Annotated in this window: 12 protein-coding genes; 2 read left to right on the top strand and 10 right to left on the bottom strand. The window is 69.3% G+C overall.

What is annotated here, in order from left to right:
• Nucleotides 1-9: 9 nt before the first annotated feature.
• From AB0F41_RS01970 to AB0F41_RS01945, 6 genes are all read right to left on the bottom strand, one after another.
• Entirely contained in the window at nt 10-1419 is a 1410-nt protein-coding gene (locus AB0F41_RS01970; protein ID WP_357420795.1) for an SLC13 family permease, read from the bottom strand.
• Between the two features lie 138 nt (nt 1420-1557).
• Nucleotides 1558-1986, bottom strand: coding sequence for a hypothetical protein (locus tag AB0F41_RS01965; RefSeq protein WP_357420794.1), 429 nt, complete (start codon nt 1984-1986; stop codon nt 1558-1560).
• On the bottom strand, nt 1983-3593 hold the full coding sequence (locus tag AB0F41_RS01960) for a GMC family oxidoreductase (protein ID WP_357420793.1): 1611 nt from the start codon (nt 3591-3593) through the stop codon (nt 1983-1985). Before AB0F41_RS01960 ends, AB0F41_RS01965 begins: the two co-directional genes overlap by 4 nt.
• Nucleotides 3594-3629: 36 nt before the next feature.
• Nucleotides 3630-5144 carry an aldehyde dehydrogenase family protein gene (locus tag AB0F41_RS01955; RefSeq protein ID WP_357420792.1) on the bottom strand — a complete coding sequence of 505 codons (1515 nt, stop codon included), beginning with the start codon at nt 5142-5144 and terminating at the stop codon, nt 3630-3632.
• Nucleotides 5141-5875, bottom strand: a complete 735-nt coding sequence (locus AB0F41_RS01950; protein ID WP_357420791.1) for a GntR family transcriptional regulator — start codon at nt 5873-5875, stop codon at nt 5141-5143. Before AB0F41_RS01950 ends, AB0F41_RS01955 begins: the two co-directional genes overlap by 4 nt.
• Nucleotides 5876-5911: 36 nt before the next feature.
• Nucleotides 5912-7270: an MFS transporter gene (locus tag AB0F41_RS01945; protein ID WP_357420790.1), complete on the bottom strand. Its 1359-nt coding sequence runs from the start codon at nt 7268-7270 to the stop codon at nt 5912-5914.
• 527 nt (nt 7271-7797) lie between these two features.
• On the opposite strand from AB0F41_RS01945, the gene AB0F41_RS01940 reads away from it, so the two are divergent.
• Nucleotides 7798-8595: a VOC family protein gene (locus AB0F41_RS01940; RefSeq protein ID WP_357420789.1), complete on the top strand. Its 798-nt coding sequence runs from the start codon at nt 7798-7800 to the stop codon at nt 8593-8595.
• Between the two features lie 81 nt (nt 8596-8676).
• On the opposite strand, the gene AB0F41_RS01935 is transcribed toward AB0F41_RS01940, so the two are convergent.
• From AB0F41_RS01935 to AB0F41_RS01920, 4 genes are all read right to left on the bottom strand, one after another.
• Entirely contained in the window at nt 8677-8859 is a 183-nt protein-coding gene (locus AB0F41_RS01935) for a hypothetical protein (RefSeq protein WP_357420788.1), read from the bottom strand.
• 31 nt (nt 8860-8890) lie between these two features.
• Nucleotides 8891-9952, bottom strand: coding sequence for a Vms1/Ankzf1 family peptidyl-tRNA hydrolase (locus AB0F41_RS01930; RefSeq protein WP_357420787.1), 1062 nt, complete (start codon nt 9950-9952; stop codon nt 8891-8893).
• A gap of 58 nt (nt 9953-10010) precedes the next feature.
• A complete protein-coding gene (locus tag AB0F41_RS01925; protein ID WP_357420786.1) occupies nt 10011-10985 on the bottom strand; it encodes a TIGR03557 family F420-dependent LLM class oxidoreductase in 975 nt (324 codons plus the stop codon).
• A 121-nt stretch (nt 10986-11106) separates the two neighbouring features.
• Nucleotides 11107-11982 carry an alpha/beta hydrolase gene (locus tag AB0F41_RS01920; protein ID WP_357420785.1) on the bottom strand — a complete coding sequence of 292 codons (876 nt, stop codon included), beginning with the start codon at nt 11980-11982 and terminating at the stop codon, nt 11107-11109.
• Between the two features lie 78 nt (nt 11983-12060).
• Between AB0F41_RS01920 and AB0F41_RS01915 the strand changes: the two genes are divergently transcribed.
• Complete coding sequence (locus AB0F41_RS01915; RefSeq protein WP_357420784.1) at nt 12061-12837, top strand: helix-turn-helix domain-containing protein; 777 nt, start codon at nt 12061-12063, stop codon at nt 12835-12837.
• Nucleotides 12838-12886 lie beyond the last annotated feature (49 nt).

Raw genomic sequence — 12886 nt, 5'->3', positions numbered from 1 at the left:
GCTCGCGGCCTACATCACGACGCTCAGCGGCAAGATCAGCAGAATGGCCACCACCGAGGCGACCGAGACGCCCACGGAGCAGGTTTTCAGGGTGCCCCGGGTGGTCTGTCCCATCAGCGATTGCAGCAGCCAGAAGGTGTTGCTGGTGACGTGCACCGCGAACAGGGACCCGGCGCCGGCGGCCAGGGCGATGAGCACCGGGTCGAGGCCGATCGCGGGCGCGACGGGCGCGAGGATCCCGGCGGCGGTGATGGCCGAGATGGTCACCGAACCCACCGCGATATGCAGGGCGGCCGCGATCACCCACACCATCAGCAGCGGGGCCGCGGTACTGGCGGTGAAGTATTCGCCGAGGATATCGCCGAGACCGATGGCGGACACGGTGGCCGCGAGAGAGCCGCCGACACCGGTCAGGATGAGAATCTGGCCGCTCTCCTTGAAACCCGTGCCCATGGCGTGCTGGATCCGATCGATCCCCACGGCGCGCCGCCCTACGACACTGGTGCCGACGAGGCCGATCAGCAGGGCGATCACGGGGGTGGAAAGGAACTCGACCACCGGGTTGTGGACTTCGGCGACATCCAGGATCGCCCCGACGGCGATCAGGACCAAGGCGGTGAACAGGGGCGCCAGCAGCAGGGCGAGTGGTGTCTTCGTGCGGGTGGTGGCGGCGATCTCCGTGGTCACACCGGCCGAGGTGGTGGTGGCGACACCACCGGTGGCATCCGCGGTGCCGGGCCCGGCGGGTTCGGTGCCCGGCTCCTGGTCCGGGTCGGCCTGTTCGTCACGTTCCTCGTTCCACCAGCCGCGATCGAACAGGAAGCACATGATGCTGACCGAGATGGCGACGGTGGGGATCACCAGCAGAACCCCGAAGAGCAGCATTTTGCCCAGTGGTACCCCGAGCAGCCCGGCCAGCGCGAGTGCGCCGACGCCGGGCACGGTCAGCACGATGCCGCATTCGCCGCCGATGGCCAGCGCGGTCGCCATCCGGGCGGTGCCCTTGCGGTCGAGTTTCGCCGCGATATTGCGGGCCAGCGGTGCCGAGATCACCATCAGCACATCGAGGTAGATCGATTGCAGGGCGGTGGCCAGGGTGAGTGACAGCGCATGCGGCATGCGGTTGACGCCGAATATCCGGATCAGCGATTGGACGAGCCGTTCGATCGCACCCGTTTCCTGCAGCATCGCGCCCATCAGCACGCCGAAGGCGATCAGCAGACCGACCTCGGCCATGATGTCGCCGAAACCCGTCGCTATGGTGTCGACGGTTTTCTCGACTCCCAGTCCGGCGGTGAGCCCCAGATAGGCCGAACCGATCACCAGCGATACCGCCGGATTGATTTTGAACCGGATGATCAGCACCACCACGGCGAGGATCGCCGCGGCCGTGTTGATCATCGTTGCAACGTCTGACATGTGCTTATCCCATCGAGTCGCACCCGTGACGAGTGCTCGTCCCGCCTATCCGGCGGTCGTGCGCCGTGACCCGCGCCACAGCTGGCTCACATTATGAGCGGAGACTCACAATATAGGCAAGCGGCGGAGCGGTCGATCTCATGGGGTGGGCCGGTAGATACTGCCGCGGGCCCGCACCAGTTGCAGCAAGCCGTCCCCGGCGTACTCGGGTTGCGCTTCGCCCAGCTGTGGTTCGCCGATCTGACCGCGGTAGTTCAGCCGGTCGCGGACCCGCGGGCTCATCAGATAGGCGCCCGCGAGGACGAACGTCAGCCGTTCGAACTCGGCGGGTTCGGAGGCCATGAGGTGATCGCAGAACGCGCGGGCCGGCCGATCGTGGGCCCGGGCGAGCAGATCGCGGAAGCCGGGCACCAGATCCGGTCGCAGCGCGAGCACCCGATCGAGGAATTCGGCGGAGAGGCCGGCCTGATCGGCCGACAGTTCGCCCGGCTGCTCGGGAATCAGTTCTTCGGCCAGCAGGTAGGCGGTTTCGCGTTCCGCGTCGGTCAATTCGGGCTGGTGGGTCATATCGACTGCCCTCGGTTCTCGATGAGGTGGCGGCTGCCCCACAGGGCCAGCGCGGCCTGGGTGGCGGCCGGATTGACGCCGCCGCTGGTCACCCAGGTGCTGGAATCGAAGACGAACAGATTGCCGACATCATGGGTGCGGCCGTACCGGTCGGTCACCGACGTCCGCGGATCGTCGCCCATCCGGGCGGTGCCCATCAGATGCCAGCCGCTCTCCTTGACCATCGGGCCGACGATGGTCTCCACGGCCCCGGCCGCCTCGAAGGATTCGACCGCTTTCCGGGTGTGCCAGTCGAGCATGGCGCGGGAGTTCTCGTCGGTGCGGTAGCCGATCTTCGGCGCGGGCAGTCCACTGCTGTCGGTGAGCGTGCCGGACAGCGTCACCCGGTTGGACGCGACCGGGAGGTCCTCGGCGACGATGCTCCACATCGGGGTGTGCCCGAGGCGGCCGCGCAGGGTGCGGTGGAAATCCTCGAACCACATCGGCGCGTCGGACTGGGCCCAGGGATAGGACCGGGTGATCCCGAGCGGACCGCCCGTCGGTTGCAGACCCCATTTCGCCCCGCGCACGAAACCGCGCGATTCGTCGGTCTCGTAGAACTGCATACTGTGGATCTGCTGACCCCACGACCCCGCGGTGGTGCCCAGATCCTGGTCGAACACGCCGGCCACCGCCGCGAACGGATGCATCATCAGATGCGTGCCGACCAGTCCCGACGAGTTGGCCAACCCGTCGGGGTGACCGGTGGTCGCCGACATCAGCAGTAACCGGGGCGTGCCGAGCCCGTTGGCGCACAGCACCACCGCCCGGGCGTACACCGCGTCCAGGCGGCCCTCGGAATCGATGTACTCGACGCCCGCGGCCTGTCCGTTCTCCATCAGGACACGGGTGGCCCGGGCACCGGTGCGCAGCCGGGCGCCGTCCCGTAGCGCACCCGGCCAATGGGTGATATCCGTCGAGGCCTTGGCGCCCTCGGGGCAGCCCGACATACAGGTACCGTGCTGGCGGCAGGGTTTGAGATCGCGGTAGACGCGGGTGGAGATGGCGTTGGAGCCGGGCCACCAATGCCAGCCGAGATCGTTCAGGGTGTTCGCCATCAACCGGCCCGACGCCCGCAACGGCACCGGCGGGTTGGGCGGACCCTCCCCGGGCGGATAGGCGGGATTACCCGCCAGCCCCGAAACCCCCAGCTGCCGTTCGGCTTCCACATAGAACGGCTCGAGGTCCTCGTAGGAGATCGGCCAGTCGTCGGCGACGCCGTCGAGGGAGCGGACCCGGAAATCGCCGGGGGTCATCCGATGCCATTTCGCCGAGTACAGCACCGTACCGCCGCCGACCCCGTTCCACATCAGCGGGCTGATATCGGATTCCGCGTCGTCGACCGGATAGTCCGCGGCCGCGGCGCGCTTGTTCGGGTTGCGCGCCCAGTGCAGATCGGCGGTGACCTCGTAATCGTCGAAATCAGCGCGGGCCTTGGCGTAGTCGGGCCAGTCGCCCTGTTCGAGGCAGACCACGGACAGCCCCGCCCGCGCCAGCTCGGCGGCGGTGATACCACCGGCCAGGCCGGCTCCGACGATGACCACGTCGACGGGATCGGATCGATTCATTGCAGCACATTCACTTTCGCGTACACGCGGACTCGGCTAGCGGTGCCAGGTCACAACCTTCTCGACGGACATTTCGCGGATGGCCGATGCGGGCCCCTCCTTGCCGTAGCCGCTGCCCTTCACACCGCCGTAGGGCATGTTGTCGGCCCGGAAATTGGCGCAGTCGTTGATATGCACGCCACCGGTTTCCAGCGCCTCGGCCAGCACGGTGGCGGTTTCCAGGGAGCGGGTGAAAACACCGGCCATGAGCCCGAACTCGGGACCGTTGGCCGTCGCGACCGCCTCGTCGAGGGAATCGAACGGATAGATCGCGACCACCGGCCCGAACGCTTCGATATGGCCGATCTGCGCGTCGGCCGCCGGGTCGAACAGCACGGTCGGCAGCACCGTCGAATCCCGGACACCGCCGGTGAGCAGTTGCGCGCCGTGCTCGACCGCGTCGTCGATCAGCGCCCCGAGCCGTGCCACCGCCTCCGGGGAGATCACCCGGCCCAGTTCGGTGCCCGGATCGTAGGGATCCCCGACCCGCAACGCGCGGGCGTGCCCGGCGATCGCGGCGGCCAGTTCCGCGGCGATCGACCGGTGCGCGAGCACCCGCTGCACCGAGATACAGGACTGTCCCGAGGACACCATCGCGCCGGATGCGCAGCGGCACGCGGCCAGGTCGAGATCGGCGTCGGCGGCGACCAGGGTCGCGGTATTGGATCCGAGTTCGAGGACGGTCCGCTTCAGCAACCCGCCCGCGGCCGCGGCGATCCGGCCGCCCACGGCCGTACTGCCGGTGAACGAGACCAGTCGCACCACCGGGTGTTCGACCATCCGGGCACCGACGGCGCCGTCGCCGCACAGCACGCTGATCGCGGCCGGGGGCCACCCGGCCCGGACGGCGTATCCGGCCAGCGCCAGCGTGGCCAGCGGGGTCCGGTCGCTGGGTTTGAGCAGGACCGGGCAGCCCGCACCGATGGCCGCGCCGAGTTTGTGCACGGCCAGCAACAGCGGGAAGTTGAAACCGCAGATCGCGGTGACCACCCCGACCGGTTCCCAGACGGTATGGGCGCGGCGCCCGCGTCCGGAGGGCACGGCGTCGACGGGAATCTCCCGGCCGGCCAGCCCGGCGGCCGCGTGGGCCGCGGCGCGCAGGGTCGCGACGGCGCGGTCGACCTCGCCGAGGCTGTCGCGCAGCGCCTTACCGACCTCCCGGGTCAGCACCGCGGCCAGCACCTCGCGGTCCCGGTCGACGGCCGCCGCCATGCTCTCCAGGATCCGGGCGCGGTCGGCGCGATCCAGCCGGGCGCACCGGGCGCGGGCGGAATCCGCGGCCGCGGCGGCGGCATCGACCAGGTCCGCGTCGGCCACATGGAAGCGGATCACATCGGTGTGGTCGGCCGGGGACCGGACCTCCGCGACCGTGCCGGTGGCACGGGCGACCCCGGCGACGACCAGCGGCGCGGGATCCACCGGGGCGCCCCGCACGAAATGCCGGGGATCCAGCGGAGCCTCCGAGGCGCCGGACAACGATGCGGGCGTGGCGGATTCGGCGGCGAGTGTCACGACAGCTCCTCGTCGTCCGAGAGGGCCGCAACGCTGCACTGGTCCTGATGTGGCTGGTCCTGACGGGGCTGGTCCTGACGCGCCAGCCGGTTCAGCAGTACCGACCGGGCCGCGAGGATATGCGCGTGCTGGATACCGGCGGCCCAATCGGGGTCGCCGGCGTTGAGGGCGTCCACCAGGAGATGGTGTTCCTGCAGGGTCTTCTCCATCTCCGAGCGGGTGTAGATGAAGAAGATCCGGTGCATCAGCGGTACATGGGTCACCCCGGTGAGCGCCGCGACCAGGCGGGGACTGCCCGAGGATTCGAAGACCAACTGGTGGAATCGCAGATTCAGCTCGCCCAGCAGGTGCCGGTCCGGCTCGTCGTCGCGCCCGATCCGGGTCATCTCCGCGGCGAGATCGGCCAGCCGCGCGATCGGCACCTGATCGGAGCGCATGGCGGCCCGGCGGGCGGCGAACGATTCGAGTACCGCCCGCAGCTGGTAGATCTCGTCGATCTCCTCGCGCGACCAGTGCGGCACCTCGAAACCGCCGGCCGGTCGCGCGTCGAGGATCCCTTCGGCGCTGAGCAGCTGGAACGCCTGGCGTACCGGGGTGCGGCTCATCCCCAGCCGGGCGGCCACGTCCACCTCGCGGACGCGTTCTCCGGGTTCGATCTCGCCGTTGAGCACCCACTGCCGGATGTCGTCGACGGCGCTGCGGGTCAGCTCACTGGCTCTGGATGTGGGCATTGCGGTCCTCGCCTGGATTCTCGGTGTGCCGGATGGTCAGTGGATCGGATCGGGGGAGCGGCGCAGGGTGGCGGCAGGGAGGGCCGTCGCGCGGGATTCGTCGATATCGACGAGATCGTCGGCGTGTAGATCGCTGCCCTTCAGCAGGCAGGCGGCCACCGCTCCGCAGATCGCGGTGAACAGCAGATATATCGACGGGGCCGGGGTCCAGCCGGTCTGCTGGATCAGGAAGGTGGCGACGAAGGGCGCGCTGCCGCCGAAGACCGCGGCCGGGATGTTGAACCCGATCGAGACACCGGTGGAGCGGATCGCCGCCGGGAAGAGTTCCGGCATGGCCGCCGCGGACGCGGACAGGTACACGGCGGTGAGGATGCCCAGCGCCAGCTGGGAGGCCAGTGCGAGGACCGGGTTCCCGAGAGTGATCGCGGCGAAGACCGGGAAGACGAGCACCGCGAAACCCAGCGAGCCCGCCAGCAGCACCGGCCGGCGGCCGATCCGGTCGGAGAGCCGGGCGACCAGTGGCAGCGTCACCATGGTCGCGAGACCCGCGCACATCGTGGAGACCAGTGAGAAGGTCGAGCCGTAGTCGTTGACCGTGCCGATATAGGTCGGCATATAGGTGAAGACCGCGTAGAAGCAGGTGGCGTGCATGGCGCCGATGCCGACGATGAGGGCGAGGCGGCGGCCCCGGCCGAGTACCTCGCGGGCGGGCGATGTGCTCAGCGAACCCGTTTCGCTCATCGTCCGGAAATCGGGCGTCTCTTCGAGTTTCGCGCGAATGTAGAGAGCGATACCGGCCAGCGGCGCGGCGAGTAGGAACGGTATCCGCCAGCCCCAGTCGGCCATGGTCGCATCACCGAGGGCCGCGGTCAGACCGGTGACCACGGTGATGCCCAGCATCAGGCCGGCCGTGGTGCCGAAGGTGAGCCAGCTGATACCGAACGCCCGGCGGTTGGGGCCGGCGTATTCGAGCAGGAAGGCGCTGCCGCTGCCGTATTCACCGCCGGCGGAGAAGCCCTGCAGCGTGCGCAGCAGCACCAGCACCAGCGGTGCCGCGATTCCCCAGCTGTCGTATCCGGGCAAAACGCCGATACCCACCGAACAGGCGGCCATCACCGTCAAGACGAGCACCAGGACCCGTTTACGGCCGATCCGGTCGGCAAGCGGGCCGAGCACGAATCCGCCGAGTGGCCGCGCGAGGAAGGCCAGGCCGAACACCGCGAAACTGCTCAGTAGCTCCGCCGTCGGATCCTCGGACGGGAAGAACGTGGCTCCGATGTGGACGGCGAGGAAGCCGTACACGGTGAAATCGAAGAACTCGATCGTATGCCCGACGGTTGCTCCGACGATGGCGCGAACGCGCCCCGGCGAGCGCGCGGGTGCCCGGGTACTCATGGTCACTCCTGACTGACGGCGGCGATGCCGTCGGCGGATATCCGCCTCCGATGTGCCGCGGACGGCACGGTGTAGCTGCTAGCGGTGTGGTGCGTGCCGCAGGCCGGTAAGCCTTGTGATCGGACCCACATACCGCGCACACTGTATGCAGAAAGGTGGGATGTATGCAAGAAATTGCGATAAATCCCAGTTCGCCTGTGTTCCGGCCTGCGATATGTATACATTTTCTGGATGGATTCGGTACGCCGGGCCGGCTCGCATGCCAGGAGGTCGAGGGGGTCCCTGGGCCATCCGGTGGGACCGGGACGAGTGGCGCATCCGCGCCGCGGACAGCGGACCCGACAACGCGGCCGGAACTGCCCGATCGCCCTGGCGCGGCCCGTTGCCCGGGAGGTTCGTGATGGCTACGGTTTAGCCGGCAGCGGACCCGGGGAAGGGCTCCGCGGAGTGGAACGGCTGTCGGTGCCGGGCTGAAATGCGCCCCGCTATCGCTCGACTCGTGCGAAACCGAGAACGAAGGACACGATATGCCGGTACGTGAACAACCCTGGCCCGCCGGTACTCCGTGCTGGGTCGACTGCCAGGTCGACGACACCGCCCGGGCGCGCGAGTTCTACAGCGCCCTGTTCGGCTGGGAGATCGGCGACAGCGCGCCGGAAGCCGGCGGCTACCTGATGGCGATGCGCAACGGCCGCCCGGCCGCCGGAATCGGGCCCAAACCGTCCGGGCCCACGATGCCGTCGGTGTGGACGACCTATATCGCCAGTGACGACGCCGACGCGACCGCCGAGGCGATCCGCGCGGCGGGCGGCACGGTCCTCGTGGAACCCTTCGATGTGATGGATGTCGGGCGCATGCTGGTGGCCGCCGACCCTACGGCGGCCGTGTTCGGCGTATGGCAGTCCCGGCAGCATTTCGGCGCCGCGATCTACAACGAGCACGGCGCCTACTGCTGGAACGAACTGCACACCGACGGCTACCGGCGCGCCCAGGACTTCTACGCCCAGGTATTCGGCTGGGTGTTCACCGAGGTCGGCGACGGGGAGAACGTCACCTACGCCACCTTCGCGCCGGGGCCGGGCGCCGATCCCATCGGCGGGATCAACGATTCCACCCTCTCACCCGGATCCGCGCCACCGTACTGGCTGGCCTGGTTCCAGGTCGACGATACCGATGCCGTGCTCGCCGCGGCGACGGATCTGGGGGCGTCGGTGGCGATGGGGCCGCAGGACAGCCCGTTCGGGCGAATGGGGGTGCTCATGGCACCGCAGGGTGAGGCCTTCGGCGTCATCGATATCTCGCCGCCGGAAGGGTCGCCCTCCTGAGCTGCCCGCCCTGTTCGCGCCACGGACGAAAAGCCGCACATCCCGCGTGCGCGCGGATGTGCGGCTCCCGCCCGGCCGGGTTCAGCCGCCGGGGCGTTCGAGTCGATCCACCCGTTCGTTGATCATTTCGTAGTCGTCGGCGGGCGGCTCCGGATCGTGCCACTCCTCGGCCCGGCTCGAGCGATTGCCGCGCAGCGTGCCCTGGAGTTCGTGGGCGAGTTCGTCATCGCGAATCGCGCTGTGCTTGCTGTTGCCTCGTTCCATTCGATCCTCCTGTCTCGGCTCGCGGTGCTGATCAGGCGTGGCGCAGCAGTGCGCCCACACCCTCCGGCGGCGCGGCGGTCTCGTCGACCGGTGTGATGGTCGCGCCGCGCACCAGCGTGGCCACCGGTAGCGCCTCGTCGGCGCGGCATGTCCACGTCGTTTTCTCACCCGGCGCGCCGAGCGCCGCGGGATCGCGCAACGGCTCGGGATCCAGGGCGACCGTACGGTCACCGAGCGCCGCGGAATTGATCAGCAGGTTCTCGGTATTCGCCGCCAGCAGCGCCGATACCGTCGGGGCCAGCCCGCTCACCGCCAATCCCTCGGCGCGGCCGCGCGCCTTGTCGTACCGCGCGACCACCTCCTCGTGCCGATGCCCGGCCTCGGTCGCGACGATATCGGCGACCTCGGCGTCGAGGTCGCCGCCGTCGGATTCGACCTCCACCACCTGCGCCCCGGTCGACCCCAGCGCCGCGCGAACCGCGGACCTCACGGTCACCTCACCGGAAACGACGATCACCTGCGCCCGGATCTCGCGCGCCAGGCGCGTCAGCTCGGCGGCGACCTCCGCGGTATTGCGCTCGACCTTCTCCTCGACGCGCCGCTGCATCGACCGATGCGACCAGCCGCCGCCGTGCCGCACCTTGTGGATCGGATGACCTTCACCCTGAACGGTTTCGCCGACCACCGTGCCGTGCGCGTCGACGCCGTACATCTCGGAGCCGACCTTGTCGACCGACGCCACCGCGTGCGGGACCTCCCGGGCGTCGGATTCGATGAGCGGGAGCAGGTACGGCAGCGGTGAGACCCGCACGGTATCGCGCGGTGGCGGTTCCGGTAGCCGCCGGTCGATCAGTACGGCACCGGAGTCGGCGATGAGCGCGCGCCCGGTATGCCCCGGTTCCGGCGGACTGCCGGTGACCGCGGCGCCCAACGCGTCGATCATCGTCTCGGTCGCGCCCTGCTCGGCGAGTTGTCCGGCGAGGGCGCGCCACTGCAGCGCCCGCCGGTGCTCGGCGTCCTCGGTGTCGTGTTCGGCGTCGATATACAGCGACGCGAACGGTCCGGGTCGTTTCGCTACGTCTCTGATAGTCATGCCAGTCACGACGAGCGCTTACCCGCCTCGACAGTTTCGAATCCGGCCGCCGGCGATCTCAGGCCGTCCCCGCGGTGAGCGCCCGCAGCGGTTTGTCCAGTTCGCTGCGGTAGAAATCCAGGAAACCGTCCGGGTCGGGACCGGTGTTCATCGTCACCAGGTGGTCGAACCCGGCGTCGACGAACGGTTGGGCGACCTCCAGGCAACGCTGCGGATCGGGGCCGCAGGCGAAGTTCTCCAGAATGTCTTCCGTACGAACGGTCGCCGAGGCCGCCGCGAAATTCACCGGGTTCGGTAGTTCGCTCATCACCTTCCACCCCGTCAGCGCCCAGCGGGTGGTCTCCCGGGCGGCCCGGGCGCCGGTCTCCGCGTCGGGTGCCCACGCGATCGGTATCTCGGCGTAGCGGGGGCCGCTGCCGCCGGCCTCGCGGTAGCCGGTGACGAGTTCGGGTTTCGCCTCGGTGGCGAACAACCCGTCACCCAGCTCGGCGGCGATCCGGGCCGCCCGGGTGCCGCCGGCGGCCACGGCGATCGGCGGCGGCTCGTCGGGCAGATCGAACAGCCGGGCATCCGACAACCGCAGATAACGGCCGTCGTAGGACTGGTATCCGCCTCGGAACAGCAGGCGGATGATCTCCAGGGCCTCGCGCAGCAGCCGGTGGCGTCCCGCCACATCGACCGGGAATCCGTCCCCGACCACATGCTCGTTGAGCCGTTCGCCGGACCCGACGCCCAGTGTGAACCGGCCGTCGGAGAGCAGGGATACCGTCGCGGCCGCCTGGGCGATGATTGCGGGGTGGTATCGCACGGTCGGGCAGGTGACTCCGGTGGCCAGTCCGATCCGGTCGGTCTCGGCCGCGATCGCTCCCAGGACGCTCCAGGCGAAGGGAGAATGACCCTGATCGTCCAGCCAGGGGTGGTAGTGGTCGCTGATCTCGACGAAATCGAATCCTGCCTCTTCGGCCTTCACGGCCTGTCGTACGAGTTCCTGCGGTCCGAAGGCCTCGGCGGCCAGTTTGTACCCGATCTGCATGGTTCCTCCGAAAACTGTCGTCGGCGATATCGCCTGCGTATCGGCATGGTTCGGATGCGATCGCGATACCCGTGCGCGACGCGGTGAAACCGGAGCCCGGCCGAAACCCCGGCCGGGCCGATTACCGGGCGGGCCGGCGCAGCCAATCCCGCAGTGCCGCGGTGACCGGGCCGGGGCACTGTTCCATCAGGAAATGGTCGGCGTCGACGCGTACGAGTTCGGCACCGGGAATCCCCGCGACGAGCCCTTCCGCCGTCGCGAACGGAATGGCGGGTTCGCGGGTACCCCAGATCACGGTCGTGGGGCAGGCGATCTCGCGCAGCCGCGCACCGAGTTCGGGCCGTACGCGGACCTCGTAGCCGGACCAGAAATGGGCGTACCAGCGGCGCCCTTCGGGTGTGCGCAGGAACGCGAGACAGCGGTCCAGTTCCGGCGGATCGAATGTTCCGTTGCGTAGATACCCGGCCAGCCCCCACCGGTGGATCCGGTGGATCGCCGCCGTGGTGACCAGCCGCCGGGTCGCGCGGTGCCGGGCGGCGACGGTGAACGTGCCGAACAGCAGCCGGTACGGCGTGGTGAAGGTGCCGTGCGCCCGTGAGTTCAGCAGGGCCAGCCGCCGGACCCGGCCGGGGTGGCGCTGGACGAACCCCAGCCCGAGGAAACCGCCGTAGTCGTGGCAGGCGAGATCCACCCGCTCCAGCCCCAGGGCATCGAACATCCGAGCGATCCGATCGACCTCACTGTCGTAGTCACAGCTCAACGCGGTGTCGCGGGCCGAACCGCCCCAGCCGAACCAGTCCGGGGCGATGACCTGGCGGGTCGTGGACAGTGGTCCGATCTGATGCCGCCACGCACGATGCGATTCCGGCCAGCCGTGCAGCAGGACCAGTGGATCACCGGATCCGGCCGTGGCGTAACACAGCCGGGCGCCGTCGACGGTCGCCTCGTGCAGGGCCGGGTCGCTCCCGGTGCCGTATCCGGTCGGTTCGATGGTCATCGTCGCCTCCTGATGCCGGTGGTCGCGGCCGCCGGAAAAGGGCCGGCCGGTTGTGCGCGTGCCGGTATCGTCGCCCGCATGACCGCGTCGGCACTTCCGGAAACGTGTCCCGCACCCGAGGTCACCGCGCGGCTGTGGGTGCGGCTGGGTCACGCCGTCTATCTGGGGCCGAGCCTGGGCCTGGACGCGCATTCCACCGCGATCCCCTCGCTCGGAGTCGGCGTGGATGCCCCGTTCCGGGTAGGCGTGGCCGCGGCGCCGGATATCACCACGCGCAGTTTCCTGTTCCGGGCACGGGTGACCCACCACCTGGTGGAGAGTCGCGGCACGATGCTGTTCTGCTTCTTCGACCCCACGAGCGCGCGGCTGTCGCGCTGTCTGGGCGGGATGACCCGGACCGCGGGCGCCTACCCGTACGCGCACCGGCGTGAGGACGAACTCGTCGAACGCTGCCGGGCCCCCGAACCCGATATCGAAGGCCTGCTCGAGGCGGCCAGTATCCCGTTACCCACGCTGCGCGACGATCGGATCGCCGCCACCGCGGCCGCGATCCGCGCCGACCCGGCCGGACCGCACCGGGCCTCCGACAGCGCTCACGTGGTGGGCCTGTCCACGTCGTATTTCCTGCGCACCTTCGCCGCGCAGACCGGCACCAGCTTCCGGCGCTATGTGCAGTGGGCTCGGATGGTGCGGGTGGCGCGGTCGTTCGCCGCGGGCCACGATATGACCCGGGCGGCGATCGATGCCGGGTTCGCGTCGCCGTCGCATTTCAGCGATACGTTCCGGGCCATGTTCGGCCTGACTCCCACCGCCTTCACCCGCATCGGTGGCGAGCTGCGGATCATCGACCGCTGACCGGCGGCCACACGAGCCTGGGTATATTCGCCCTGGGGGAAGTGTTTGC

Source organism: Nocardia sp. NPDC024068, assembly GCF_040638875.1.
Lineage (GTDB): Bacteria > Actinomycetota > Actinomycetes > Mycobacteriales > Mycobacteriaceae > Nocardia.
This window is presented reverse-complemented; position numbering and strand designations above follow the sequence as displayed.